The sequence below is a fragment of the Neisseria sp. DTU_2021_1001991_1_SI_NGA_ILE_055 genome, assembly GCF_032342915.1.
Taxonomy (GTDB): domain Bacteria; phylum Pseudomonadota; class Gammaproteobacteria; order Burkholderiales; family Neisseriaceae; genus Neisseria.
This window is the reverse complement of the sequence record NZ_CP135440.1, coordinates 2,243,654-2,269,532: the sequence shown is the minus strand read 5'-3', so window position 1 is coordinate 2,269,532 and position 25,879 is coordinate 2,243,654. Positions and strand designations below refer to the sequence as shown.

The 25,879-nt window shown below is 45.9% G+C and carries 23 protein-coding genes; 10 read left to right on the top strand and 13 right to left on the bottom strand.

The window, feature by feature from the left end; genetic code table 11:
- Positions 1-75 precede the first annotated feature (75 nt).
- On the top strand, positions 76-1,149 hold the full coding sequence (locus RRV97_RS10785; protein WP_315611508.1) for an AI-2E family transporter: 1,074 nt from the start codon (positions 76-78) through the stop codon (positions 1,147-1,149).
- A gap of 66 nt (positions 1,150-1,215) precedes the next feature.
- On the opposite strand, the gene RRV97_RS10780 is transcribed toward RRV97_RS10785, so the two are convergent.
- The gene (locus RRV97_RS10780) at positions 1,216-2,220 is read right to left on the bottom strand and encodes a DUF6236 family protein (protein WP_315611507.1); all 1,005 of its coding nucleotides are present in this window, start codon (positions 2,218-2,220) and stop codon (positions 1,216-1,218) included.
- A gap of 209 nt (positions 2,221-2,429) precedes the next feature.
- On the opposite strand from RRV97_RS10780, the gene RRV97_RS10775 reads away from it, so the two are divergent.
- The 7 genes from RRV97_RS10775 to RRV97_RS10745 all read left to right on the top strand — a co-directional run bounded on the left by RRV97_RS10775 (position 2,430) and on the right by RRV97_RS10745 (position 8,534).
- Complete coding sequence (locus RRV97_RS10775; protein ID WP_315611506.1) at positions 2,430-3,671, top strand: aromatic amino acid transporter; 1,242 nt, start codon at positions 2,430-2,432, stop codon at positions 3,669-3,671.
- Between the two features lie 93 nt (positions 3,672-3,764).
- Positions 3,765-4,217: a cell surface protein gene (locus RRV97_RS10770; RefSeq protein ID WP_315611505.1), complete on the top strand. Its 453-nt coding sequence runs from the start codon at positions 3,765-3,767 to the stop codon at positions 4,215-4,217.
- An 11-nt stretch (positions 4,218-4,228) separates the two neighbouring features.
- Positions 4,229-4,807, top strand: coding sequence for a D-glycero-beta-D-manno-heptose 1,7-bisphosphate 7-phosphatase (gene gmhB / locus RRV97_RS10765; RefSeq protein WP_003749152.1), 579 nt, complete (start codon positions 4,229-4,231; stop codon positions 4,805-4,807).
- Positions 4,808-4,882: 75 nt separating this feature from the next.
- Entirely contained in the window at positions 4,883-5,614 is a 732-nt protein-coding gene (locus tag RRV97_RS10760) for a lysophospholipid acyltransferase family protein (RefSeq protein WP_315611504.1), read from the top strand.
- 49 nt (positions 5,615-5,663) lie between these two features.
- Positions 5,664-6,359 (top strand): M48 family metallopeptidase, encoded by a 696-nt coding sequence (locus RRV97_RS10755; protein WP_315611503.1) that lies wholly within the window; start codon positions 5,664-5,666, stop codon positions 6,357-6,359.
- A gap of 171 nt (positions 6,360-6,530) precedes the next feature.
- Entirely contained in the window at positions 6,531-6,902 is a 372-nt protein-coding gene (locus RRV97_RS10750; protein WP_036492581.1) for a hypothetical protein, read from the top strand.
- Positions 6,903-7,058: 156 nt separating this feature from the next.
- A complete protein-coding gene (locus tag RRV97_RS10745) occupies positions 7,059-8,534 on the top strand; it encodes a surface lipoprotein assembly modifier (protein ID WP_315612262.1) in 1,476 nt (491 codons plus the stop codon).
- A gap of 468 nt (positions 8,535-9,002) precedes the next feature.
- Here RRV97_RS10745 and RRV97_RS10740 read toward each other — a convergent pair whose 3' ends face one another.
- From RRV97_RS10740 to tssK, 11 genes are all read right to left on the bottom strand, one after another.
- Positions 9,003-10,232, bottom strand: a complete 1,230-nt coding sequence (locus tag RRV97_RS10740; RefSeq protein WP_315611502.1) for a hypothetical protein — start codon at positions 10,230-10,232, stop codon at positions 9,003-9,005.
- Positions 10,233-10,313: 81 nt separating this feature from the next.
- Positions 10,314-11,642: a phospholipase effector Tle1 domain-containing protein gene (locus tag RRV97_RS10735; RefSeq protein ID WP_315611501.1), complete on the bottom strand. Its 1,329-nt coding sequence runs from the start codon at positions 11,640-11,642 to the stop codon at positions 10,314-10,316.
- Positions 11,643-11,691: 49 nt separating this feature from the next.
- On the bottom strand, positions 11,692-12,324 hold the full coding sequence (locus RRV97_RS10730; protein ID WP_315611500.1) for a hypothetical protein: 633 nt from the start codon (positions 12,322-12,324) through the stop codon (positions 11,692-11,694).
- Between the two features lie 45 nt (positions 12,325-12,369).
- Complete coding sequence (locus RRV97_RS10725) at positions 12,370-12,864, bottom strand: DUF3304 domain-containing protein (RefSeq protein ID WP_128580293.1); 495 nt, start codon at positions 12,862-12,864, stop codon at positions 12,370-12,372.
- Between the two features lie 47 nt (positions 12,865-12,911).
- The gene (locus tag RRV97_RS10720; RefSeq protein WP_315611499.1) at positions 12,912-13,685 is read right to left on the bottom strand and encodes a hypothetical protein; all 774 of its coding nucleotides are present in this window, start codon (positions 13,683-13,685) and stop codon (positions 12,912-12,914) included.
- On the bottom strand, positions 13,685-16,036 hold the full coding sequence (locus tag RRV97_RS10715; RefSeq protein ID WP_315611498.1) for a type VI secretion system tip protein VgrG: 2,352 nt from the start codon (positions 16,034-16,036) through the stop codon (positions 13,685-13,687). Before RRV97_RS10715 ends, RRV97_RS10720 begins: the two co-directional genes overlap by 1 nt.
- A gap of 143 nt (positions 16,037-16,179) precedes the next feature.
- On the bottom strand, positions 16,180-18,999 hold the full coding sequence (gene tssH / locus RRV97_RS10710) for a type VI secretion system ATPase TssH (RefSeq protein WP_315611497.1): 2,820 nt from the start codon (positions 18,997-18,999) through the stop codon (positions 16,180-16,182).
- Positions 19,000-19,070: 71 nt separating this feature from the next.
- Complete coding sequence (locus RRV97_RS10705; protein ID WP_107858381.1) at positions 19,071-19,559, bottom strand: Hcp family type VI secretion system effector; 489 nt, start codon at positions 19,557-19,559, stop codon at positions 19,071-19,073.
- 70 nt (positions 19,560-19,629) lie between these two features.
- Entirely contained in the window at positions 19,630-21,264 is a 1,635-nt protein-coding gene (locus RRV97_RS10700; protein ID WP_315611496.1) for an OmpA family protein, read from the bottom strand.
- Positions 21,265-21,281: 17 nt separating this feature from the next.
- Positions 21,282-21,944: a DotU family type IV/VI secretion system protein gene (locus RRV97_RS10695; protein WP_101756361.1), complete on the bottom strand. Its 663-nt coding sequence runs from the start codon at positions 21,942-21,944 to the stop codon at positions 21,282-21,284.
- A 1-nt stretch (position 21,945) separates the two neighbouring features.
- Positions 21,946-23,292: a type VI secretion system baseplate subunit TssK gene (gene tssK, locus RRV97_RS10690; protein ID WP_315611495.1), complete on the bottom strand. Its 1,347-nt coding sequence runs from the start codon at positions 23,290-23,292 to the stop codon at positions 21,946-21,948.
- Between the two features lie 159 nt (positions 23,293-23,451).
- Here tssK and tssB point away from each other — a divergent pair, with 159 nt between their 5' ends.
- Together tssB and tssC are read left to right on the top strand one after the other, a co-directional pair.
- Positions 23,452-23,952 (top strand): type VI secretion system contractile sheath small subunit, encoded by a 501-nt coding sequence (tssB, locus tag RRV97_RS10685; RefSeq protein WP_070589491.1) that lies wholly within the window; start codon positions 23,452-23,454, stop codon positions 23,950-23,952.
- Between the two features lie 38 nt (positions 23,953-23,990).
- A complete protein-coding gene (tssC, locus tag RRV97_RS10680; RefSeq protein WP_188208735.1) occupies positions 23,991-25,526 on the top strand; it encodes a type VI secretion system contractile sheath large subunit in 1,536 nt (511 codons plus the stop codon).
- A 52-nt stretch (positions 25,527-25,578) separates the two neighbouring features.
- Here tssC and RRV97_RS10675 read toward each other — a convergent pair whose 3' ends face one another.
- On the bottom strand, positions 25,579-25,842 hold the full coding sequence (locus RRV97_RS10675) for a PAAR domain-containing protein (protein WP_296117867.1): 264 nt from the start codon (positions 25,840-25,842) through the stop codon (positions 25,579-25,581).
- Between the last annotated feature and the right edge of the window lie 37 nt (positions 25,843-25,879).

The window sequence follows — 25,879 nt, the reverse complement described above, 5'->3', positions numbered from 1 at the left end:
TTAAATTAGGCCGTCTGAACATGGTTTTTCAGACGGCCTGACCTGTTTTTTGTTTTTTTACCTTATCGGCTTCACATGTCCTTACTCGCTTCCCACACCGACAACCCGACTTTCCGCAACGCTTCCTATATCCTGATGGGTTTGGCTTTGCTGATTGTCTTGCACTACCATTTGCTGCCGCTGCTGCTGTCGGTTATCCTGACCTATATCTTTATTACGCGCACCAACGGCGTCATCCTCAAACTCCGCCGTCGTGTTTTACCGCGCAACACGCGGCTGCATAAATCGCTCAATGCGCACAATATCAACCTGATTTCCACCACGCTGACGCTGGCCATCGTGTTCAGCATCATTGCGATGATGTCTTTGGGCATTTACCACCTGATACACGGCGGTCATGTTAGCTTTATGCTGGCGAAGCTGGCGGCGATTTTGGAAGATACCAAAAACAGCCAAGACCTGCCTGCAGCTCTTCTCAATATGCTGCCCAACAATATGGCCGAAATCAAAGCCTCGGCAATCAAGCTGATTGAAGAATACCGCGCCGCACTGACCCGCATCAGTAAAAACAGCATCACGTCCTTCGTGTACATCCTCATCGGCATCATCATCGGCGCCATGCTCAGTTTCCACCGCCTGAAAATGCGCAAAAACCGCCACAAAATGCCTCTGTTTAAAGCCGAATTGATGCGGCGCATCGTCAATTTTGAAACCAGCTTTGAACGCGTGTTCCTCGCCCAAGTCAAAATCTCGCTGATCGACACCTTCCTGACCGGTCTGTACCTCTACTTGGTTTTGCCGCTGTTCGGCGTTGACCTGCCGTTTAAAATGACCGTCCTGATCGTCGCCTTTATCGTCGGCCTGATTCCGGTGGCGGGCAACCTGATTTCCAACACCATCATCATTATTTTGAGCCTCGGCGCATCGCTTTACGTCGCACTCGCCTCGCTGGTGTTCCTTGTTGTCATCCACAAGCTCGAATATTTCCTCAACGCCAAAATCATCGGCTCGGAAATCGAATCCAGCGCATGGGAATTGCTGGTGGCGATGGTCGTCTTTGAACGCATTTTCGGCATCGGCGGCATCATCGTCACGCCGGTTTATTACGCCTATTTGAAAAACGAATTGAAACTGAGAAAATTGATTTGAGTGTTGACACGGTAATACAGAAAAGCCGTCTGAGAAATTTTCAGACGGCCTTTTTATATTTTTATATTATGAGTTTGTCTTAAATTCACGTCCCATTTTAAAAGTATAAGCAAAAGGACTATTTTCTACTGATTGTACAATCGGAGGACTTTTTAGCCATTTAGAACTAAAACAAAGCATTGCTCCTGCTGCTAATTGAACACCGATATCAGGAATATATGGAGCTAATAGCGGTATTTCTTTAGCAATGCTTGCAATAGTGGGAGGTGTAGCAAAAAGGCTATATTTATCTGTTGGTAATATATTTTGAAAATGTGCTTTCATCGAATCTAGTCGAGTACGTATTTTATTTTCATTAAATAATCTATTTAAGTCATATAAATCTTTTTGAATCTCCTGTATTTTTTTATGATAAGTTTTTTGCATCTCTTCAGATTGAATGATAGAATTATAAATAGTATCTAAATGTTCACGAAGCCTAATTAACTCATCTCTTCTTCGATATTTAAAGTCAAGAATTTCATAAATTGGTGTACTATCAATAGGAACAGGTAGTGAATTTATTAAATTAAACTCTATAATTTGCTTTTTATTATCTTCATTTATCAAAGGAAAGTATAAATCATCTGTCTCAAAAATATCTTGAGCAAGAGTCCATTGTCCTTTAGCTGATTTTATATGTTGCTCTAGAGCCCATAATTGTGATTTTAAAAATAAATCAGGATTAATTCCATTATTATAAAATGGATACATGGTTCTAGTAAGAATACCTTGCGCTTCTAACATTATTAAATCTGGATCAGCCAATCCTATAAAACATTGTGAATTTGCGGGATAATCGATTTTATCCCAATAAACTAAATATTTAATAATATCTGAAGCTCGTAAATTCTCTTTAAACGATAAACCACTAATTTCCTTTAACTCAAAAAAAGTCTCTCTCGGCGGAATCAGCAGTTTATTCCTGTAAGATATAAGACCTTCTACATGATTGGAGGGTTCTTTGGTTGAAGTTACTTTATATATTGGTTCGAATATATCTGAAATAACAACTCCACGCTCTACACACATTTTTGTTACCTTTCAAAGCTAGGAAGTAATTTAAGGTAGTAATTATATTGGGAAGTAATGATACATTTACAAGGATATTTTTAATTTTAATCTGATATAAAAAAGGCCGTCTGAAAACGACAATCGGGTTTTCAGACGGCCTTTGCTTTACCTTTTCTTACACTTTACGGCATAATGGCAGCCACGCATTTCTAGAAGAAAGATAAACAATGTCAACCAAAACCCCATCCCTATTCGGCGGCGCGATGATTATCGCCGGTACGGTTATCGGCGCAGGCATGCTTGCCAACCCGACCGCCACCTCCGGCGTATGGTTTACCGGCTCGCTGGCCGTGTTGCTGTACACCTGGTTTTCCATGCTCTCCAGCGGCCTGATGATTTTGGAAGTCAACACCCATTATCCGCACGGTGCCAGCTTCGACACCATGGTCAAAGACCTGCTCGGCCCGACTTGGAACGTCATCAACGGCGTTGCCGTCGCTTTCGTTTTATACCTGCTCACTTACGCCTACATCTTCGTCGGCGGCGACCTGACCGCCAAAGGCATCGGCAGCGCGGTAGGTGGCGAAATTTCGCTTACCGTCGGCCAACTCGTCTTCTTCGGCATTCTCGCCTTTTGCGTTTGGGCATCCGCACGCTTGGTTGACCGCTTCACCAGCATCCTCATCGGCGGCATGGTACTCACCTTCATCTGGGCAACCGGCGGCCTGATTGCCGATGCCAAAATGCCTGTCCTGTTTGACAGCCAAGCCCCTGCCGGCACCAGCTACTGGATTTATGTCGCTACCGCTCTGCCCGTCTGCCTTGCCTCATTCGGCTTCCATGGCAACGTCTCCAGCCTGCTCAAATACTTTAAAGGCGACGCGCCCAAAGTGGCCAAATCCCTGTGGGCAGGTACGCTGATTGCCTTGGTAATTTACATCCTCTGGCAAATCGCCATCCAAGGCAACCTGCCGCGCAGCGAGTTTGCACCGGTTATCGCCGCTGATGGACAAGTATCTATCCTCATCGAAACACTATCAAAATTTGTTCCTACCGGTAACATGGCATTAATACTGTCTTTCTTTTCCTACATGGCAATTGCTACATCCTTTTTGGGCGTAACTCTCGGACTATTTGATTACATTGCTGATATATTCAAATGGAACGATAGCCCCTCAGGACGCACCAAAACTGCAGCTGTTACTTTCCTCCCTCCCTTGATTTCCTGCTTGCTTTTTCCTACTGGCTTTGTCACGGCCATTGGCTATGTTGGACTCGTTGCTACCGTATGGACCTGCTCTACACCAATCTTATTACTGTTCCATTCCCGTCAGAAATTTGGTAAAAGCAAAACTTACACTGTTTATGGAGGTGCATGGCTAATTTACTGGGTAGCTCTCTTCGGTATCGTCAATATACTGGCATGGAGCTTAAACAAAATGGAGCTCGTTCCCGTATTTAAAGGTTAAATTCCCTTAAGGCCGTCTGAAACACCCTCTTTCAGACGGCCTAATTCATTATTTTCCGCTACAATACCCCCTTTCCCCCAACGAACACCGTCCATGTACGACAATATCCGTTTCCATCTCGACGAAGACTATCCCGACCAGCTACCGCCCGAAAACGCCGCCACCCACATCGGCATGTACTGGCAGTGGGCGGCAAAATCAGGCCTCGTCAACCCCGTCTGGCAAACCGCCCCCGAAACCGCGGCCGACTTCGCCGCCATGACCGCAGGCACAATCAGCGGACGGCACTTCCTGCTCAAACACATGGACGGCGCATTGACGGCGGACGACTTTACCGAACTCGGCCAACGGTTTACCGAGTTCTACTACACCGACGAAGAAGACGGCTACGGCGCATTTATGGAAGACTACGTCCTCGCCCTCGACACGCCCTCGCTCGGCGGCTTCTACCACGTCAAAAACACCCCGGAAACCTTCGCCAAACTGACACCCGTTTTTCAGACGGCCTTTGAAAAATGGCAAAGCAGTTTGAAAGCAGAAAAATAAGGGCCCGAACCATGAAACTCATCATCCTCGACCGCGACGGCGTCATCAATCAAGACCGCGACGATTTCGTCAAATCCGTTGACGAATGGATTCCCATCGAAGGCAGCATGGATGCCATCGCCTTTTTAACGCAGGCAGGCTACACCATCGCCGTGGCCACCAACCAATCCGGTATCGGCCGCAAATACTTTACCGTGCAAGACCTGACTGAAATGCACGCGAAAATGCACCGTCTTGCCGTTCAAGCCGGCGGCACCATCGACGGCATATGGTTTTGCCCGCATACCGCCGTCGATAACTGCGAATGCCGCAAACCCAAACCCGGCATGATTCTCGACATCATCGAACGCTTCAAGGCCGATGCCGCCGAAACCTGGCTGGTCGGCGACAGCCTGCGCGACCTGCAGGCCATTGATGCCGCAGGTGGCAAATCCGCGCTCGTCCTGACCGGCAAAGGCAAAAAAACGCTGGCCCAACATGAGCAAGACCTGCCCGAACACACCCAAATCTTCGACAACCTGCTCGCTTTCTCGCAATACATCATGCGCGAAAACACACAAATCGAAGAAACCGCGCAAGCTATCTTATAAACAAACAACAAGGCCGTCTGAAACCTGATCACACCGGCGTTCAGACGGCCTTCCAACGACAGACTTTTCCACGATATGCTGATTATCCGCAACCTGATTTACTGGTTCATCCTTTCCTCCAGCATTATTTTGCTGTTCCCCTTTATGCTGCTTGCCCTGCCCTTCCAAGGCGGCGCGCACAAAATGGCACAAGTTTGGGTACGCATCCTCAACTGGTCGCTCAAACACGTCATCGGTTTGAACTACACCTTAAGCGGTGCAGAAAACATTCCCGACCGCCCGGCCATCATTTGTGCCAAACACCAAAGTGGCTGGGAAACCCTCACCCTACAAGAAATTTTTCCGCCTCAAGTCTATGTTGCCAAACGCGAACTTTTCAAAATCCCTTTCTTCGGCTGGGGCTTGAAACTGGTTAAAACCATCGGCATCGACCGCAGCAACAGCCGCGAAGCCAACAGGCAGCTGATAGAGCAAGGCCTTGCGCGTAAAAACGAAGGCTATTGGATTACCATTTTCCCCGAAGGCACACGCTTGCCGCCCGGCGAAAAAGGCCGCTACAAGCTCGGCGGCGCGCGTATGGCAAAAATGTTTGAGATGGACATCATCCCCGTCGCGCTCAACAGCGGCGAGTTTTGGCCACGCAACTCCTTCCTCAAATACCCGGGCACCGTCAGCGTCATCATCGGCAAACCCATTGCCTACGGCAGCGGCAACGAAGCCGAAATCATGGCTCAATGCGAGCAATGGATAGAAAGCCAGCAGCCCCTGATTACCGGACAAGGTCCGTTCGCGCCACAAACCAAATAAATTATTCCATCGGGTGGGCCGCCATGCCCTCCCCTTTCCCTCAAACACCATGCCCCGCCTCCATACACACACTCTTTCAGACGGCCTAACCATTCATATCCAGCTCAAACGCAGTGCCAAGAAAAACCTCATCTTGCGCCCCGTTTCCGCCGATACCGTCAGCATCAATATCCCGCCGTTTGTGACCCAGCGCAACTTTACCCAATGGCTGAACGACAACGAGGCCATCCTGCGCCGCACCCTAAACAAAACACCTACTCGGCAAACACCTACCGACACGCTTCCCGAATGGATTTGGTATCAAGGCGTTCAGACGGCCTTGTCCGTCCACACAGCAAACCACATCCAAATCAGGCCGTCTGAAATCCTGTTGCCCAAAAAAGAAACCGCCGCCCAACTCACCCATTTGCGCCGCTTCCTGCACGAGCGTGCGCGTGAGTATCTGCTGCCGCGCCTCGAAAGCCATATCCGAACCACCCGCCTGACCCCGAGCGCCATTTCCCTTTCCAACGCCAAAACCTTCTGGGGCGTTTGCCGCCACACCACCGGCATCCGCCTCAACTGGCGGCTTATCGGCGCACCCGAATATGTCGCCGACTACGTCTGCCTGCACGAACTCGCCCACCTGCGCCACCCCGACCACAGCCCTGCATTTTGGGCGCTGACCCACTCGCTCACACCGCATGTTGACCAAGCCGAACAATGGCTGAAGGCGCACGGCGGCGAATTGTTCCGCCTCGGCTAAGTCTTTCCAGCAGCATTTTTCTGCAAGCAAACACCAGCCCAAAGCAAAGAATCAACGCCCTCCAAACAAATCATGTAGCCGCGCGTAAAATCAGGTTTATCCGCTTGCCGCCCCTCAGTCATGCCGATAAGATGATGCCGTTCTCAAAACCCTTTTCAGAAAGGAAAACCGATGACCAAAGCAAAATCGTTACTGGCCACCGGCATTTTGGCTCTTTTCTCTGCCACGGCATTCGCCTCCCCGCTGCCTTCCGAAATCTACCGTCCGGCAGGCGCGCACACCATCAAAGCCGACCATCAAGGCGACGGTGAGTTTGAATACGAAGCCGAACTTTCCGGCCGACACAATTCCATTCCTTCCCTGGCCAAAAAAGTGATCGCCCACGCGCGCAGCAAAGGTTTCCATGTGGTCGAGTCCGAAATCAAACACGACGATGCCGATCTGAAATTCAAACGCGGCAAACAAGAGCTGGACGTTTCCATCGAAGACAAAGGCCAAGGCCGTATCGAGTACAAAGCCGATTTGGACTTGGACAAAAACTAAATCCGATCCGCAAACAAAGGCCGTCTGAAATCCCATCGGGTTTCAGACGGCCTTTTGTCGTCTTTATCAGATAAAATGGCAATCGGTTTGCAAAATTTCCGACTCAAAACATTGTACAATCTGCCCACTTATACCGATAACATCCCCAACATTGCCATGAAAAAACGTCTGCTCCTGCTTGCCATCCTTCCCCTTTCCCTTTACGCCGCCGATGTGCCGCCCAACGTAAAACCCGAGCTTCAAGTCAACACTGCCGAACCTCAACAACCCGAAGCGCACAACATCCCTGCCGAACAGACAAACAGGCCGTCTGAAAAAATCATCAACGTCGATGCCGACACCCTGCTTGCCAACACCGAATTACTGGCACGCGCCATGTATTCCGCCGTCGTCACCCACAACATCCCCGGCATCAAAGCCGTTTTGCCCATTTACGAACAATGGCCCGAACACGACCGCGCCATGGCACGCTATGCCAAAGGTTTGCTTGCCCAATCCGAAGGGCGCGCCGCCGAAGCCATCGACCATTACCGCCGCTTTATCGCCGAGCAGCCCGACGCTTCCGCCGTCCGCTGGCAGCTTGCAACCGCCTTATTTGAAGACAAACAAAACGAAGCCGCAGCCGACCAGTTTGACAAACTGCAAACCGAGTCCCTCCCGCCCGCCTTGCAAGAACGCATCGAAACCTACCGCAAAGCCCTGCGCGAACGCGACTCATGGCAATTCAACGCCGGCCTGAACATCACGCGCGAACAAAACATCAACCAAGCCCCCGGCCAACGCCGTCTGGGCAACCACCTGAGCGACGAACAATGCCGCGCCGTGCGCCTTGTCTATCCCGACGACGACTGCTTCCGAGGCTGGACCTTCCCCGAGCCCATCGATGCCACCGCCGTCCACTACCAAATCGGTGCAGAAAAAAAATGGTCGCTGCCGCGCGGCTTCTATGCCACGGCAGGCGCAGACCATTACGGCAAAATCTATCCCAAACACACCAACTACAACGACCTCACCACACGCCTCTCGGCAGGCCTCGGCTATGCCGACCAGCGCAGCGATATCGGCATTACCCCGTTCCACGAACGCCGCTTCTACGGCAACGACCCCTACACCTACACCAACGGCGCACGCCTCCACTACAACCATTGGTGGCAACCCAAGCTGCAAACCCTCAGCGCATTTGAAGCAGGCCGTCTGAAAAACAGCCGCCGCGAACATTCCGACAATACCAGTCAACTGCTCAGCAACTCCATCGTGTACTACCGCAACGCGCGCCAATACTGGGTAGCCGGCATCGACCTCTACCGCGAACGCAACCGCGACGACAAGAGCGACAGCTTCAACCGCTACGCCCTGCGCACCACATGGGGACAAGAATGGCCCAAAGGCCTCTCCACCGTCCTACGCCTCAGCGCCGCCCAACGCCGTTACCAAGCCCCCGGCTTCTTCAGCAACGAACAAAACCGCCGCGACAAAGAAGCCTCCGCCTCCCTGAGCGTATGGCACCGCGCCCTCCATTTCAAAGGCATTACCCCGCGCCTGACCATTGCCCACAACAAAACATGGAGTAACGATAAGTTCTACGAATACGGCAAAACCAAAATGTTTGTCGAATTGAGCAAAACGTTCTGACAAGTAGAACCAATCTGTAGATAAAGCAAAAATGCCTGTCCTGCATACTGATTTACAAGACAGATTCAAACTTTTACAGATACCGGATAAATAGATCTTTTAAGGCGTAATTTCTTATTAAATTCATATTTATCAAATAGATGAAATTTAAGCCCATATTACTTTACAATGTAACGTACAACAATACATAACGTTACAAAAAAATCAGGCCGAGACCTTTTATTATTAGATTTCTAAATTTATCATAATGTCTATATTATAGATATATATTCAATATAACATTCACTCAAAATTTTTAAATTAACCCTTTATTATCAACACTAACTCATAAATAAAAGCCTAAAATTTAAAAATACATTTTAAATTTAATATCTTGGAATAAATTTTTAAGAATAAAATCAATAAAAAAGTAGTAAAGAATTCCTCATCAATTAAACCTGGTGGGGATCTACTTCCCAAAACAAGGAATTATATATCTAAAACAGAATGAAAAAAATGTGTCCCGTATCGTCCATCTATCTGTGTAATAGCTAATTGATTACCTTTTCCTGCCCCAACAAATTTTGCCGCACTAACTAAATTAATCCACCCTTGAATTGGTATCAAGTTACCACACAACATATCTAAATTATTCATTGAATGAGCAGAATCTAACGAAATCAAATCAATATTATGTTTATATAATACCTGTATCAACTCAGCCTGACTATTCGAATCCATATTACTTAACCACAATCCCAAAGGTGACTGTTTATCCAATTGATATTGGATTATTTGTTCAAGCATTTCATTTAAGTTTCCCTTAATCGTACTATTGGATCGAAGCATACGAATTTTAATTAATTCTTCTCGAATTAATGTTTTTCCAAGTAACAAGGAACATGCTGCTTCATTAGCATTAGTACTATTTACAGATAAAGCAATGATCAAAGCATGTTTAATTTTTTCTTTTTCCAACCAATCCTGAATTTCGTCAGGTTGAAAATCTGCAGCATTTTTTAGTAGGATATCAGGCATTTTTTGACAATTTTGTTCCTTTAATAAACGGATTACTAAATCAACGCTATTTTCCCCTAAACGACGATTTATCAGATCTTTCTCACTATGAAATTTGTCCTCCACAATAATAATTTTTAGATTTTCACCCTCTAAATCCTGTATTTTTTCTAAATCAGGCAAATGATGGAAAAGAATTTTTTCCAAAATAATTTCTTTCTTATCATAACGTTTGGCAAATAAATCCTTTCCCGTATCAAAAAATGAAAAAGGAGTAATTACTTGCTGAAAATTATGACGGATTTTTCCACTACTAACAGCCTCTATTAAAGGAATTTTAGTAATATCTATATTATCTGGCAAAATAAGAGTGTAATCATTAACATACCAATACATCTGCGCCCACTGCTGCCATTTCCGGTGAATATTTTCTTTTTCCACTTCCCATGATTCATGTTGCTGCTGTTTATTATATTTATAACTGAACTGCAAATAGAAAAATACTAAGCACACGAACAAAGGAGGAAGTGCAGCAATACCTAATCCAGTAATCAATGGGATACCAGAGTAGGTCATACTTATAGCAACCAATACACCAACAATAGAAATAACTATAAGAATAAGTAACCATTTCTGCCAATTTATTGGTTTGGGGGCTTTGAATTCTGGAATTTCAGGGATTGCCCAACGGGTTCGTTTCATATTTTAAAAATTTTAAAAAATTAAATAACAAAGATGCCGAAAACGGATATCTCCATTTCCGGCAACTCTTTCAGATATGGGTTAATTCGCTTTACCATTCAATCCAATATGTTGAGAAATATCTCCTTCGGGTTCGTATTTCATCCAAGTAGCTGTATTGCCCTCAATACGATAAATTCCCCGATAGCGTGCAAGTCCTTGACCATTACCAAAAACAAAGGTCGGCCAATAACTACTGCCTATCCTAACCCTACCACTATATTCCAACAATCCCATACCAATATAAAAACTAGCTTGAGAGTCATGAACATAGTCATTATAAAACAGTTTTATAGCTTTCTCCCCATATAAATCTTTTTCGTATTCATCATTTTTTTCATCAAGATATATACGAGGCCTCTCCCGATATTTTTCCAAAATACCTTTTACAGTTGGATGATAGCTATGTTTAACTCCAAAGGTAGATAACCACCGACGATTAAAAACACTCAAACCTTCTTCCAACAGATCATTAACCACCTTAAGCCCAATCACAGAATTAGAATTTGGCGGCTGTCTCTCCAAATGCTGCTCCAATTTATCTGGATCAAATTCATTCTCACGTTTTTTCTCTGCTTTACTGAGCGACATCGCAGGCACTTCGGAAATTGGTTTCTTAGTCGACTCTTGAGCTTGCGTCCTCTCTGCATCACCATTTGCGCGAAGATAAAAATCCTGCCACTCAAAACGAGGAACACTCTGTGAGCTACCATACCAAGTTTTAGTTTGAGTTTGATATTTAGATGGAGTCTTATTTGAAAGGGAAATCTTACGTAACATAATGCCTCGGTACACTAAATAACTTTGGTTATACTGAGCAATATTATTAGCATGAGTACAAACATCTCCTCCTTCTTGCGCAACGCCAATCCCTTTAAGCATCTTACTCATATCATCTTTTATTACATTAAACGCTGTGAAAAAATCATGGTGCGCTAATATCTCACCATAATCAGTATGTACATCATCTAATTTCATCTGGTTGATATTGTAAGGCATTAGATCTTTAAATGGAGTACCTCCACTAATAGCTTCATCATACATTTCTCTACCGGGTATAACAGACATATCGTATTTACCCTGCTCCATAAACCCATAACCACCACCTACATCCGAATGGGCTCCAGGATAAAGTTTAAGAGTATGATTACCTTGATGCTCCGTCATAGTCAATGGAAAACAGGCTCGAGCCTCATTACCGGCAATATAGTGTACACAGCGAATATTATCCGGTACAACTAGATTTTCAGGAGAAGCCCAAGACCAATGACCATCCACTAAACTACCAAACCAACGAGGCAGAATACCGTTACCACGGAATGACTTGATATCGACCATGCCTACCGAGGCTACAGTGTCGAAAATACCCATAAACTTTACTTCAACATCAATGCCACCAAATTTCAACTGCTCAGGCGAGCTACCACTCAATCGGGAAAGGCGGTTGACAAAACTGCGAGCCTCTGCTGCACCGCGCGAAAAGCCGAACACATACAGGATGATTTTGCTGACCTTGCTGGTTTTCTTCCTTTTTTTTTCCTGACTTTTCAATAGTTTCCCTTAAGTGCTTATTCAGATATTCAGGAAAAGTATCAACATTATTTTCAATTTTGTCTGGACGCTTGCTTTGTTCCCAATTAATCCCATTCTCAAGCCCTTCTTTATTCATTATAATTGAATAAAGTCTCCAAAAAGCATAACAAAGTCGTGCATTTCCTCCGTAGCCAAGTGCGGAGCCCAAAATACTACCTGCCCCCTCATTGGGATTACCTTCTTCATTTTCAGAAAAGGGAGTGCCTACGCCAGGAATATATTCTTTATATAAAGAGTTTTCATTATTCTCATCAAACAACAAAAATAGTTTCGCTACATTGCTTAAATAACTAGTAATTTTTTGCAACTGCTGCGAATCATAATTATCAACATTAAGCCTTTTAAGATATACTCTGGTTTTCTTCTCATCAGTAAATCTATTATTTCCCGTACCGTCAAAAAATAATCCAAATCGGATTTCTTTCTGGCAGGAAAATTTTTGTACTACTCCTGTCGGCATTTTTCTGTTCCTTTCTTAACTATTCCCAAACTCAATGACATTTACCTATTTTCTTTTCCGTTTAGGATCATCATTTTCTGCCCAGCCGTAAGGATAATCAGGGTAATCAGGCGTCTTAGCAGTTACAAAAGCTTTAATGGTGTCATTAGGAAAAAAGTGTATCGCCAAATAAAATAAATCTTTATCCTCATATTTCGGCAGTTTGACAAATGCCCGTTTCGGTTTGGTATAGATCTCATCATTACCCGCCCATTGGAAAAAAATGGTGTAATTGGGATCCCATTTATCGGGTACCCTCCACCCACTCCCTGAAGTTGAATGGTATGCAGATACTCCTCCACCATTTGCTCCCCATTCATAGCCTAATTCCCCCCCTTTCCAGTCTTTTTTAGTTGCATCAGTCATATTGAAATTAATAGCTTTAGACGTATGGTTATATACTTTGACGGAAAGGCCAATAGTATTGGAATGGCTACTGCATGCAGCAAGCAGGGCAGATAATCCCATGAACAATAAAGTAATAAGCTTTTTCATATTCATTGTTTACTCCTTAATTTCTTACAGTTAAATTTTTCAAAATGGCGTGTTCAAACATCTTTGATATTTTTTCGGATAAACTGAACCAAATTAGTAAAGCTTCCCTGTATTACATCCGTTTTCTCCAACAATTCAAAAATCCTGCTATATATTGCTGCAGAGTCCGTACTGTTGCCTGGATTATTTTTCTGTATTTTTGCCCAAATCTGATCGGGCAGACTTTGACTGTACAGCATTTCCAATTGATGATCATTTAAAATTAACGCGGTTGCCACCTGATTACTATAGGCAGGGGTATAACTGCAAAATTTCCCAAAGCGGTTTATCCATGCAAATTTCTCGATCGCACCAGCAATAGCAGCTTCTTGTGAAGCAGTAAAAAATTTATTCTGTGGATTAAATATGATGGAAAGTACCCGGGTATCAAAATACCTTAATAACAATGCTAATCCTTCTTCTGTATGTACATTTGCTATCCAAGTTAAAATATCTGGCCACTTATTGGGAGCGTTGTTTTTTATCCGTATAAAACTGATAAGGGGTAATTCTGCCGCATAATTCTTCAAAATCCCCCTCAACCATCCAAAATCATCCAAAGATAAGTGTTCTGCACGAATAAAAAGTGGCCCTAATTCTTCTACGTCGGAAAATATGTGTCCGCGCTGCCATAATCGCGAAAAACCAGCTAATTCGAAAATTGCCCGCTCATCATCATTTAACATAGAACCATCTATCAAGACGATGGTTTCGTTAGCTTTCTGCCCAACCCAACTAATTGCCTCCTCAATTACCTCTATATCAGGAGCTGAATGTAAATAATGCATTATTCCCTCCCTGCCAGCGGACTTCCGTTTTCCAAGGCTTTCTTCAAACATTCTTTACAAACTGCTTCAGAAAATTGGGGATAACTATAATCCAACGTATTCACACCTGTTTCTATGAGGCCTCCACTTCTATGCCAAATCTGATTTGGAGATCCCATTTCAATTGTCCCATCCTTGATACGGATATAAGCTGTACCACTAGTCAATAAAATCTCTTCCTTCCCTGCCAAAACGATTTTATTATCGGTACTCATCAACGTCATCTGCCCTTTAGAAGTTTGCTTTAATTCTCCACCTTGAGCCTGAATATCAATATCTTGTCTCGACGAGTAAATTTGCATTCCACCGTTATAACTATATAAACTGATTTTTTCTTTTGCAGAAGCAGTTAGATTATTCATGGACTGCAAATCGGTATTATTCTGACTAACTTGTAAAAGATTATTTTCTGTTGTTAGCTGTATACTACCCGAACTAACTGCAGCAATCCCATCAGGCGCACTCAACACGATAGCTTGTTGTTGCAATTGTTGATAGACATTTGTTAACTGGTTTTTTTGATCCTCTATATCGGCTAACTCCGCTCTAGCAGCCTGTATTGCATTATTAAGGTTTTCAACCTCTTCAACAGCTCGACGCAACTTCTCTAATGCTTTGTCCATATCCAATACTTTATCGTCAGGACTTTTACTATCGGTGCTAATAAAGATACCTTTACCCGCCCTTACCGCACCCCAACCGTCGGTTCTGAGTTCGAAGCCTTCGCCGTTCTCTCCGCGTTTGTTGCGGTTTGAGTCGACGATGTGGCCGAGGTTAAGTTGGGATTTCTGATAGTCGGTGGCGAGTTTGATGTGTTCCTGACCTTTTTGGTCTTCCATCCTGAGTTTATTGTTCGCCCAGGTACGGATGACGTTCCTTGTGTTCCAATCGGCAGGGATATGGTCGGGATGGGCGCTGTCGTGCATGACGCCGGAGATATACGGGCGGTCGGGATTACCTTGGACGAAGGAAAGCATCACTTCGGTGCTTTCGTGTAATGGGAAGTGGATGCCGTATTCGGGACCGGCATAGGGTTTGGCCAGCCGGACGGGACGGCTTTCGCCGCCGGGACTCCATTCGTCCAAATCAAACGGCAGTTTGACCCGGTAGCGGCCCATATCGTCGATATAGGCATAGGTGCAGTTCTCCGCCGCGGTTACCCGTGCGGGCAGTGTGCCGGCGATGTGCGGACGCGGGGTGGTGCGTTTGGGACGGTAGGCGAGTTGGGCGGGAATGGCGGTAAAGGTATGGCTGTAGGCGGTATCGCGGCTGCCGCTGTGTTCCATACTGAGCACCAGCCAGCCGTCGGGTGCTTCGGGGAAGGAGACATCGGTTTGGAACACCTTCATCGGCGTCATGGAGACGACGTTGCCGCTGCCGGCTGCGACGGTTTGGCGGCAGAGGACGGCTTCGTTCAACAGGGTCGTCTGAACTTGGGCTTCGTCGGGGGTTTTGGGATGAAGGCCCCAATGCTGCCGTTTGCCCAATAAGACGGTATTGTCGGCAGACTCTTCGGACTGTTTGTTGTTGGTTTCGGCAAAGAGGTCGGTATCGGCGCTGCGGTAGTTGTAGTCGGCCGTGCGTATGCCTTCGACGATGGGGTTGTGGCGGATGCTTAAGTTGAACAGTGCTTCGGTACCGACGCTTTCCAATCCGGCATGGGGGCGGTAGGAAACGGGCAGACTTTGGTCGCGGAAGTAGTGTTCGGGACTGTCGCCGAAGACGACTACGTCGCCATGTTGTTCATTCTGCTCGAAAGCATACCAAATACCCTCTTCTTCACACAGACGGTTGATAAAGTCGAAGTCGCTTTCGAGATACTGGGTCACATACTCGCGGACGCTGTAGTTGCGGCTCTTTTGGAAACGGTAGTCGACACCGGAGAAGCCGTGGTGTTTGAAGACCGCTGCAACGATGTCGGGGACGGTTTGGTGTTGGAACAGCCGGGAGGTTTGGAAATGTTTCATTGCCGCGAAACGCGGCTCTAAAACAAAGCGGTAAACGGTTTCATCCTTGGAAACGGACAACTTCTCGCATGAGGTGATAATGCCCTGCCATTGCCTCGCCGGAGGATCGTCTGAAGCAGACCCGAATGCACTGACCACTTCCGACAGTAAGCCTTCCTGCGGACGAATCTCAAACGCTGCGCGTTGGTTGAGGTAGGAAGAGAGAGGCAGCGAGGAATCGGTCGAGGTGGCGGTGATTTCGACACGGTAAGCGGTATTGGCCGCTTCGGATGCGCTGAAGGAGCGGACTGAAAGTGAAGGTGAGAAACGGGTAAAGGTGAGGTGGTAGGATTGGCGGGCGGTCATGACGGGACAATTTTAGAATGACAATGAATTTGATATATTAACTTGGATTATGACTATGGTAAAGCGAATGGGATAAATGGAAATAAGGCCGTCTGAAAGGCATCCGACCCATCGGCTCCCCTTCAGACGGCCTTTACTCCGCCTTATTCAAACAAAACGTCTATACCTTCTTCTCCAACCTCCAAGCTCGCTCGCTCCGGCATATGACCCGCCGTCTGCTGCCATTGTAAAAAGCTTTGGGCTATCGCCGGCATCACCTGACGGTTCAGCAGGTGGTCGATGTTGCGCGCACCGCTGTCGCCGGTCGTACAGGAATCGGCCAGCAGCGCCGCAAAGTCCTCACTGTAGCTGAGGCGCGTTTGATGGGCTTCATACAGCCGGTCTGCTATTTTATCCAACTTCAATCTGACGATTTGGGCCAATGCTTCTTTTTCCAATGGACGGTAAGGAACGACCTGCATGCGCGCCAACAATGCGGCCTGGAAGTGGTCTGTCAGTATCGGACGGATGGCTTCCGCCAGTTCTTCCAAGCTGTATTCGGGTGCTTCTTCTGCTTCGGCAGGGCCGTCTGAAACCTCGGTGTGCTCAGGGGAGGTTTCCGGCATTTGTGCAGAAAGTTCTACTTTGGTATCGGCGATCTGTTCTTGTCCATTTGCTTCTTGGTTTTCTTCTGCAGCGGCTTCTTCTGCCTCTTCTGGCTCTTGCGGTTTCAGCAACTGGGTCAGTTCGTTTGCGCCCAAGTTCGAAGTCATCAGGATAACGGTGTTTTTGAAGTCGATTTCCCGGCCCTCGCCGTCACGCATCATGCCTTTGTCGAAGACTTGGTAGAAGAGGTTGAGGATGTCTTTATGGGCTTTTTCGACTTCGTCCAGCAATACGACGCTGTATGGTTTTTGACGTACGGCTTCGGTCAATACGCCGCCTTCGCCGTAGCCGACATAACCCGGAGGCGAGCCTTTAAGTTGGGAAACGGTGTGTGCTTCGCGGTATTCGGACAGGTTGATGGTAATCAGTGATTTTTCACCGCCGAAGAGTGCGTCTGCCAATGCCAGGGCGGTTTCTGTTTTGCCGACACCGGATGGGCCGCTCAACAGGAATACGCCCAACGGGGAGTCGTTGGTTTTCAGGCCGGCTTTAGCGGCCCTTAAACTTTGCGCAATCGCATGGATGGCTTCGCTTTGTCCGACTACGCGTTGCTCAAGAAGGCTTTCGAGCTGCAGCAGGTTAGCCAGTTCGTCTTTGAGTACGCTGCCTGCGGGCACGCCTGTCCAGTCGGCGATAATGTCGGCAATCACGGTTTCATCGACGCTGGTAAAAATCAGCGGTTTGCCTGCGACGACGGCATCCAGCTGTTGCTGTTTCTCGGTCAGGCTTTGTTGTGCGGCTTCCCGCTCTTCGGAAGTCAATTCTGTATTTTTGGCGGCTTCCATTAAGGATTGGATTTCGTCCGCCAATTGTTTTTCTTCCTGATAGCGGCGGTTCATTTCTTCGCGTTGTTCGTTCAGCTGGGCAATTTCCTGCTCGACTTGTCGGATGTTTTCTTCTTGCGATGCGTTCAGACGGCCCAGTTGTTTGTCGGCATCCAATGCTTCCAATTCCCGTTGCAGCGAGGAGGCCTGTGCCTCCATCAAGCCGAAGATATGGGGAACGGTATCCAAGCTCATGCGGACACGGGCGGCGGCCGTATCCAACAAGTCTACGGCTTTATCGGGCAGCTGGCGGCCGGTAATGTATTTTCTGGAGAGTTGCACGGCTGCGATGACTGCGGAATCCTGAATATGGACTTTATGGTAGGCGGCATAACGCTGTTTCAAGCCGCGCAGCATGGTAAAGGCTGATTCGTCATCGGGCTCTTCTACTTTGACCATTTGGAAACGGCGCTCCAATGCGGCATCTTTTTCAAAATATTGTTTGTATTCGCTCCAGGTTGTGGCGGCAATAGTGCGCAATTCGCCGCGTGCCAAGGCCGGTTTTAAGAGGTTGGCGGCATCTGCGCCACCGGCGCTGTTGCCGGCGCCGATTAAGGTATGCGCTTCGTCAATAAACAATAAGATGGGTTCTTCGGAATTTTGAACGGCTTCAATCACGTTACGCAGGCGTTGTTCGAATTCGCCTTTGACACCCGCACCTGCCTGCAGCAGGCCCAAGTCCAAGACCAATACCTGTGTGTTTTCTAATATTTTAGGCACTTCGCCTGAGGCAATTTTCAAGGCCAGGCCTTCTACCAGTGCGGTTTTGCCGACACCTGGTTCGCCGACCAAAATCGGATTGTTTTTACGGCGGCGCGATAAAATATCCATCATTTGGCGGATTTCTGTTTCGCGGCCAAATACGGGGTCGATACCGCCTTGGGCTGCTTTTTCAGTCAGGTTGACGGTAAAGCGAGCCAATGCATCGTTTTGTCCGGTTGCTTTAACCGGTTGTGATTTGGATTCTGCCTGAGTGCCGTCCTGGCCTTCTTCGGCAGAAATTTGGGCAAACGTATTGTTGGTGCCTTCGATGGAGACTTCATCCAACCATGTTTTCAGACGGCCTATTTGGGTCTCCGTCAGACTCAACAGCGGCCATGCATCCTGCGTCATCAGACGGTAAGGGGATTTCAACAATGCCTGATACAGATAAGCGGAACGGATTTCCGATGCGCCTTCATCACTTGCCAGCAGCCATGCGTCTGACAATAGGCTGACCAGTGATTTGGACAGTGAAGGATTACCGCGGACATTGCGCGGCAGTTTGTCCATCGTGTCCAGCAAAGGGTTCCAGATGTTTTCCGAATCAATTTCGTAACGTCTCAATAAGGCGCCGACATCGCCATCCCCTAATTCCAATAACTTGATAAACAAATGGTCAACCGTAATTTCGGCATGACCCCGTGTTTGACATAAACCGGCGGCGGCTTCCATTGCCTGTTGGCAATGCGTATTCAGACGACGTAATAATAAGGCTTGATCATGTGCAGACATTTGATATCCCTGATGTAAAAATGTGTTATAAAAAAGTGCTACCTTTATCAGGCAGCACTTTATGTGGATGATTAAGCGCGGCTTTCGTTCCAGCTGTCGGAATGAATGATGTTGCCGTCTTTATAAGTCCAAGTGATTTTTTCGTAGCGCAATTCAACGCGTTCCAAGTGGTTGTAACGCTCGCGTGCAGGGTCTTTGATATTGTGCATTACAGGACCTACTGCGACAACTTTAACGTTGTCCAGTTTGGTATTGAAGTACTCTTTCTCTTGACCAGATGCATCAATTTGATACCACTTGATTTCTACTTCTTTTAAAGTTTGACCGGTGGTTACCGCTTTGTACAAGTATGGAGAAGACGCATCGTATTCTTTGTACAATACGATAGGTTCATGAACGCGGGTACCTGTCAGTTTGCCAGTATTGGCATCTGTAGGAATGCGGACGTTGTGTTGGAACTCAACGATCTCAACACTGTCTTCACGGCCGTGAACGTCAACGGAACCTTTAATAGCGGAACCGCCATCGTCTTTCAGCCACATATAAGCAGGAATTGCCATATTTTTACTCCTTAGTTTTATTAAAAACGCTTTAAGTTTTAAGGCTTAAAGCAACTTGTGCTGCATTGAATTACTGTGTTGCCGAGGGAATAAGGATAATCTCAACCCTACGGTTCTTGGCCTTACCGTCTTCTGTTTGATTGTCTGCAATCGGTTTGGTATCGCCCAAACCTTTGACTTCAAACCTGCCTTCCGGAACATTGGAAGAAATCACCAACCAATCTTTGACGGATTGAGCCCGTTTTTCTGACAACTGCTGATTGGAAACAGGATTTCCAACATTATCGGTATGACCTTCAATTAAAATGCGGGTATCCGGATGTGATTCGATTGCCTTCAATACGCCAATTAATGCTTTATTGGCATTATTTTTTAATTCAAACTGTCCGGTTTCAAAAAGTGCCAAACTGTCCAAGGTAAGAACTACCGGATCCGGCTTCTTAACAGGCTTGGGTTCGGGTGCTTTAGGAATTTCGGCAGGGATTAAGGCTTTTAATTTTGGGATATAGGCCTGCGCACGATACAGTCCCAAACCCAAATATGCAGGAACGCCGTGATCACGGTATCCTTCAAGCAATTTCAAGTCCTGCTTCAACAACCCTAATTTTCTATCCTGTTCGGCTTTATCCGTTTCCATACGGAAGTCCGCTATATGCATGCCAATTTGTTCCAACAAACGGCTGTTATTGACGGTTGAAAACGACGTAGCCAGAAAAAAACCGGCAACACCAACGAATAATACCTTAAAAATCATATCTGAAATATGATTTCTATGATAAACGGCATATTTATCCAGATATTCGGATAGGATGTATCTTACCGAATCATGTTGAACGCTTTTTGCCGTCGGAATAAGACCATCTGTATTTTTTATAAGATAAGCAGCCCATTCAGATGTATTTTGAAAATTTCCGCCATCGGCAAGGCTTAAACTGCATATGTCTACATACTCCCATCCGCTATCTGTATTTTTTAAGAATTTTTCTTCTAAAAAATTCAATGCTTCCATCAGGTAAATATATTGATGACTGTACCGAGCATTGCTGTCATGCAGGAATTTAAGGGACAGGGCATTTTTCAGATTCTTTAAGAATTCGTTTATCTGCAGTCGATTGTGTTCTTTCTTATTGATGATAGAAAAAACAGAATGGCTGTTTTTTCTATCAAACAAAAAAGATACCGGCGTTTGAATCAACCAGTGAACCGGGATAGTCAACCCCGTGTTCTTCTGCAGAAAAAGTATGTTACGCAACCATGTGCGTAAAGTGGTCGCAATATCAGTATTTTCCGCCAAGGAAAGCCACAGCTCCAGACTCACAGAAACATACTTATGGGATGTATTTTCAAGTAAATTGGAAACGACCGGATACAGATTTTCCGAACCCGATATATTGATATAGACGGTTTCATTTACCCTCTCCACCAACTTTCTCGGCGCAGAAGAGTCATGCAGACGAATGGTATAGCAACCCAAATCTCCGTTGGAATCCAATTCCCCTGAGATTTTCTTCCAAAAATCCGTATTGATTTGTTCGTGTTTTTTCTTTAGATAAAAACGCCAATAATAAAAGGCAGCCCCAACGGACAATGCCCAAGCACAGCCTTTGATTATCCAACCTGCCTGCCAATATACTGCGAACACATACAGTAAAACGAGCTCAAAAACAGCCAAGGTCGCCAGAACCGAAATTTTCCGATAAGTCATTATATAAACACTTGAAATTACAATGCTTGTATTTGCTCAACCAAACCATCCAGATAATATCTAAATGCAAAGTATGCAACCGCTGCTACAACAATGCTTCCTACAAGCAGCCAGGCAGGACGGAGGCTGAATGCTTTTTTCAGCGGCGTTCCCTTTTGATCTATATAAAACAACTTACCGTCTTCCGATACGGCATTGCTTGGGAAGGCAGGTGTGATTTTTTTCAACTGTTCCTGTGCGGTGTGCAATGCATCTTCATCCAGAACATATCGGCCCCTGAACCCCAAATTAATCACACTCAGATAGGTTTCTGCCACCAAGGGGCTGGCATCTTTGTGGTTTTTACACAAAGATTCGATTCGGTCACACAGGATATCCCCTGCATTATATGATTGGAAAAAACAAACCTGCATAGGGTTTCTTTCCCATACTTCCCTGTCGTTACCTTTCAGCGTGCGCAGTGCAACCTCATCCAAAAGGGCACATTGTGCATATGAAACTTCTTCAATATCCGCCTCTTTCCATCCAAGCTCGGCTAATTTTGCCTTTAAATCTTGAATCAGATTTTTGCAATGGGCATACCATGATTCGGAATGGTCAGGTGTAAAGCCGGCAGATAATGCGGATACCGCCAAAGCAGTATCTCTCAAAACGGTTCTAATTAAGGGTTGATTATTCATATTAAATACTCACTACTGCAAATAGGCTTAAATGTAAATCAGAAATAGAGGCCGGAACATAAATGCTGCATACTTGTGACTGCATCATCCTGTCAAACGCGACATGCCGTTTATCCAACCTGAAATACACATTGTCCATTCTAAAAGGCAGGCCCGGCGGAGTCTGATGGAGGTGATGTAAAGGTACGCCGACCACTGCCGTATTAATTACACGCTCCACATCATCGGGTGCACCGATTTTGCTGACCAAAGGCAGCTGTTTTTGCAATTCCAAGAAGTCGACGGAGTCGGAATGGGCGGAAAGGTAAAACTCTGCATCTGCATTGATTCGGTCATCAAATATCTGAGCACGCCAATGTGTCGATTTAAGATGCTCCAGCGACAATTCGATAACAGGGGAAGGAATAACTTCATCCAGCAAATCACGGATCTTTTGTTCCAAACGGTTGAATGTTCCAAACAAGTCAAAGTGATCATATGAGTCTATTTCTTTAACAGACTCGTTGGCTCTAAAGGTATACAGCATACCCAGCAGGCGTACCAAGAGTTTATAAAACTCTTCCGGATGTTTCTGCGGGTAATCATTCAGATGCTTCAATTCCGGATAAATGGTATTTAAGCCATGCAAAAACCAAAACAGCATCGAATCGGAAACTGAAAAATCGACAACACTTTCGCTCCGAGAACGGCGGCGGACAGACAAATTCTCTATACGAGATAATACCATCAAAGTGATGCGGTTAAGACAAGAGAATAAGGTTTCCGACCCCGTTATGGATAATAATGGCGGGATATAGTTTTTAGCCCAAACAAAAGCACCCGTCTCATCTTTCTCTATTGCACCGATAGGGCAGGTAATATAGTCGTCATTTTGCTCAAAGTCGAAACGAATGGAGAGATTCAATCCCTCTACCGCAAATTCTGTTTCTTCGGTAGAGAAAATATCCTCCACCTTCTCAAAGCTTTTAACAAAACGTTTGGGTGTATCTTTAGTTTCATTTTCATCTACCAAGTTTGAAACATGTGCCTGATAGACTGGCAGTGCCAACAATACAACATTTCGTTGCTGTAAAGGCAGACCTTCAATATTGCGCACATTGACGTGGCGTCCGCCGGCCTGCAAATCAATTAAGGTGCCATCCGGCAAGCATGCCTGAAGTGTATCTAATTTGATTTTTCCAACTTCTAATGCCTGACGGTCAAATTCACATTGAAAACAGCCCCATCTAAAATCCCCCATCATTCTCATTAACAGGGTATGCATATGATTGTTGAATTTGTCTTGTTGTTGAAAATGTTGAGGAGATAAGAGTACCCCTTCTTCCCATAATGGCTTGTGAAATTTCACTGAAAAACCTTTTTCCGGTAAATTTGAATACGATAGACAAGCTATCTGTCTAACATTTATACTAACCAATCAGGATATTTCCTGATCCCATACCTTGCATTTTATTTGAAAAAATGACATAAGTGTCATTTAATCTATCAAAAAAGGATAAATTTCATCGTGAGCAAAAGTTTTCAAAACGAAGTTCCGCCTTCCCGCATCAATATTAAATTGGATTTGCACACCGGCGGTGCACAAAAAAAGGTTGAGTTGCCGCTTAAGCTTTTAGTAACCGGCGATTATAGCAACGGTCAAGATAAACGCGACCTTGCCGAAAAAGAAAAAGTCAATATTAACAAAAACAACTTTGATTCAGTATTATCCGATTTCAATCCTAAAGCCAATCTGACCGTCAAAAACACACTTTCTCCTGCCGGCGGCGAGATGAATGTGAATTTGGATTTCAAATCTATGCGTGACTTCCATCCGGAGCAAATTGCCCAAAATGTACCGGAATTGCGTGCCTTGCTGGCTATGCGCAACCTGCTTCGCGATTTGAAATCCAACTTATTGGACGACTCTGCTTTCCGTCGCGAATTGGAAACCATTCTGCGTGACGAGAACCTGTCTGCAGAACTACGCGACCGTCTTGAAAAAATCGCACCTATCAATAATAAGTAACATTAAAGGCCGTCTGAAATACCCGTAAGGATTCAAATATGCAAAAAAGCCAAAAGGCCCAAGCCCAAACTACAGTGATCGAACAAGAAAGCACAAACAGTGTTTATGAAGATCTGTGTAAAAAAATCAATCTGAACGCCGTTGACTCCGTCATTGATATCGAGCAATTCCAAAGTGCCGAGAAAATGTCGGAAGCCTCTGCCGACGAACGTATCGCGGCAGCTGTCAGCGTCTTCATGAAAATGATCCAAGACTCCTCTCAAAAGGTGGAGCGCCTGGACAAAAGCCTGCTCGATTACCACATCGCACGTATCGACGAACAACTCAGCCGTCAACTGGATGAAATCCTCCATAACGAAGAATTTCAAAAAATTGAATCTGCATGGCGCGGTTTGAAATTCTTGGTTGACCGAACCGACTTCCGTCACAACGTTAAAATCGAAATCCTCGACGTCTCCAAAGAAGATTTGATTCAAGACTTTGAAGATGCACCTGAAATCGTGCAAAGCGGACTGTACCGCCACACTTACAGCAACGAATACGACACCCCGGGCGGCGAACCTATCGGCGCCGTAATTTCAAACTACGAATTTGACCGCAGCCCCCAAGATATGGCTTTGTTACGCAATATCTCGCGTGTTTCCGCTTCTGCACACATGCCCTTTATCGGTTCGGTTGGCGCATCCTTCTTCGGCAAAGAAAGCATGGAAGAAGTGGCCGCCATCCAAGATTTGGCCAACTACATGGATCGTGCCGAATACATCAAATGGAAAAGCTTCCGCGAAACAGACGATGCACGCTATATCGGCTTGACCCTTCCCCGCTTCCTCGCCCGTCTGCCGTACGGCAGCGATACCGTGCCTGTCCGCAGCTTCAATTACGAAGAACAGGTAAAAGGTACGGAACATAACCGCTATTTGTGGGCAAATGCATCATTCGCCTTTGCCGCCAATATGGTGCGTAGCTTCATCAATAACGGTTGGTGTGTTCAGATTCGCGGCCCGCAGGCCGGTGGCTTGATTGAAGACTTGCCTATTCACATGTATGACTTGGGTACCGGCAATCAAATGAAAATCCCGACAGAAGTCCTGATTCCGGAAACCCGTGAATTTGAATTTGCCAATCTGGGCTTTATTCCATTGTCTTTCTATAAAAACCGCGATTACGCCTGTTTCTTCTCCGCCAACTCGACACAGAAACCTGCGTTGTATGAAACCAAAGAAGCAACTGCAAACAGCCGTATCAACGCCCGTTTGCCTTACGTCTTCCTGCTTTCCCGTTTGGCGCACTACCTCAAACTAATCCAGCGTGAAAACATCGGTACCACCAAAGACCGCCGCATGCTTGAGTTGGAACTGAATACTTGGATTAATACCCTGGTAACGGAAATGACCGACCCGAGCGATGAGCTGCAGGCCACACATCCGTTGAGAGAAGCAAAAGTATTGGTGGAAGATATCGAGGACAACCCGGGCTTCTTCAAAGTCCGCCTGTTTGCCCGCCCACACTTCCAAATCGAAGGCTTGGATGTCAACTTGTCATTGGTATCTCAAATGCCTAAAGAAAAGAAATAAGCAATTTAGCAAGCTTGAAAAATCCTCTTTCCTTTTGGGAAAGAGGATTTTTTCAATCACTTCCAACACTGGGCAGGCTACTAATCAAAGCACATCCACACGCAGTCTTACAACCATCGACAGCAACTGCTTTGCCCTCAAAAATCATATACTGACTGCCTTCAATAATCGGATTATCACCATGACCGGGTATAGGGCAACTAACCAAATCGCCAACCAGGGCCGCAGGTTTTCCTTCAATAGTCATTTGAGAAGATGCTTGAATGACCATGCCACCATGCGTAGTAGAATCACCCAATCTAATAATACCCTTCATCTTTACATTCCTTTTTCTTCAAAATTCCTATAGGTCA

Excerpts from the sequence above, each read along its gene's own strand:
- RRV97_RS10740 (WP_315611502.1), bottom strand. The coding sequence starts at position 10,232 with ATGAAACGAACCCGTTGGGCAATCCCTGAAATTCCAGAATTCAAAGCC.
- RRV97_RS10700 (WP_315611496.1), bottom strand. The coding sequence starts at position 21,264 with ATGACTTATCGGAAAATTTCGGTTCTGGCGACCTTGGCTGTTTTTGAG.
- RRV97_RS10760 (WP_315611504.1), top strand. The coding sequence starts at position 4,883 with ATGCTGATTATCCGCAACCTGATTTACTGGTTCATCCTTTCCTCCAGC.
- RRV97_RS10715 (WP_315611498.1), bottom strand. The coding sequence starts at position 16,036 with ATGACCGCCCGCCAATCCTACCACCTCACCTTTACCCGTTTCTCACCT.
- RRV97_RS10720 (WP_315611499.1), bottom strand. The coding sequence starts at position 13,685 with ATGCATTATTTACATTCAGCTCCTGATATAGAGGTAATTGAGGAGGCA.
- RRV97_RS10755 (WP_315611503.1), top strand. The coding sequence starts at position 5,664 with ATGCCCCGCCTCCATACACACACTCTTTCAGACGGCCTAACCATTCAT.
- RRV97_RS10775 (WP_315611506.1), top strand. The coding sequence starts at position 2,430 with ATGTCAACCAAAACCCCATCCCTATTCGGCGGCGCGATGATTATCGCC.
- RRV97_RS10780 (WP_315611507.1), bottom strand. The coding sequence starts at position 2,220 with ATGTGTGTAGAGCGTGGAGTTGTTATTTCAGATATATTCGAACCAATA.
- RRV97_RS10750 (WP_036492581.1), top strand. The coding sequence starts at position 6,531 with ATGACCAAAGCAAAATCGTTACTGGCCACCGGCATTTTGGCTCTTTTC.
- RRV97_RS10770 (WP_315611505.1), top strand. The coding sequence starts at position 3,765 with ATGTACGACAATATCCGTTTCCATCTCGACGAAGACTATCCCGACCAG.
- RRV97_RS10735 (WP_315611501.1), bottom strand. The coding sequence starts at position 11,642 with ATGGGTATTTTCGACACTGTAGCCTCGGTAGGCATGGTCGATATCAAG.
- RRV97_RS10675 (WP_296117867.1), bottom strand. The coding sequence starts at position 25,842 with ATGAAGGGTATTATTAGATTGGGTGATTCTACTACGCATGGTGGCATG.
- RRV97_RS10785 (WP_315611508.1), top strand. The coding sequence starts at position 76 with ATGTCCTTACTCGCTTCCCACACCGACAACCCGACTTTCCGCAACGCT.
- tssH (WP_315611497.1), bottom strand. The coding sequence starts at position 18,999 with ATGTCTGCACATGATCAAGCCTTATTATTACGTCGTCTGAATACGCAT.
- RRV97_RS10705 (WP_107858381.1), bottom strand. The coding sequence starts at position 19,559 with ATGGCAATTCCTGCTTATATGTGGCTGAAAGACGATGGCGGTTCCGCT.
- RRV97_RS10730 (WP_315611500.1), bottom strand. The coding sequence starts at position 12,324 with ATGCCGACAGGAGTAGTACAAAAATTTTCCTGCCAGAAAGAAATCCGA.
- RRV97_RS10745 (WP_315612262.1), top strand. The coding sequence starts at position 7,059 with ATGAAAAAACGTCTGCTCCTGCTTGCCATCCTTCCCCTTTCCCTTTAC.
- tssC (WP_188208735.1), top strand. The coding sequence starts at position 23,991 with ATGCAAAAAAGCCAAAAGGCCCAAGCCCAAACTACAGTGATCGAACAA.
- RRV97_RS10695 (WP_101756361.1), bottom strand. The coding sequence starts at position 21,944 with ATGAATAATCAACCCTTAATTAGAACCGTTTTGAGAGATACTGCTTTG.
- gmhB (WP_003749152.1), top strand. The coding sequence starts at position 4,229 with ATGAAACTCATCATCCTCGACCGCGACGGCGTCATCAATCAAGACCGC.
- RRV97_RS10725 (WP_128580293.1), bottom strand. The coding sequence starts at position 12,864 with ATGAATATGAAAAAGCTTATTACTTTATTGTTCATGGGATTATCTGCC.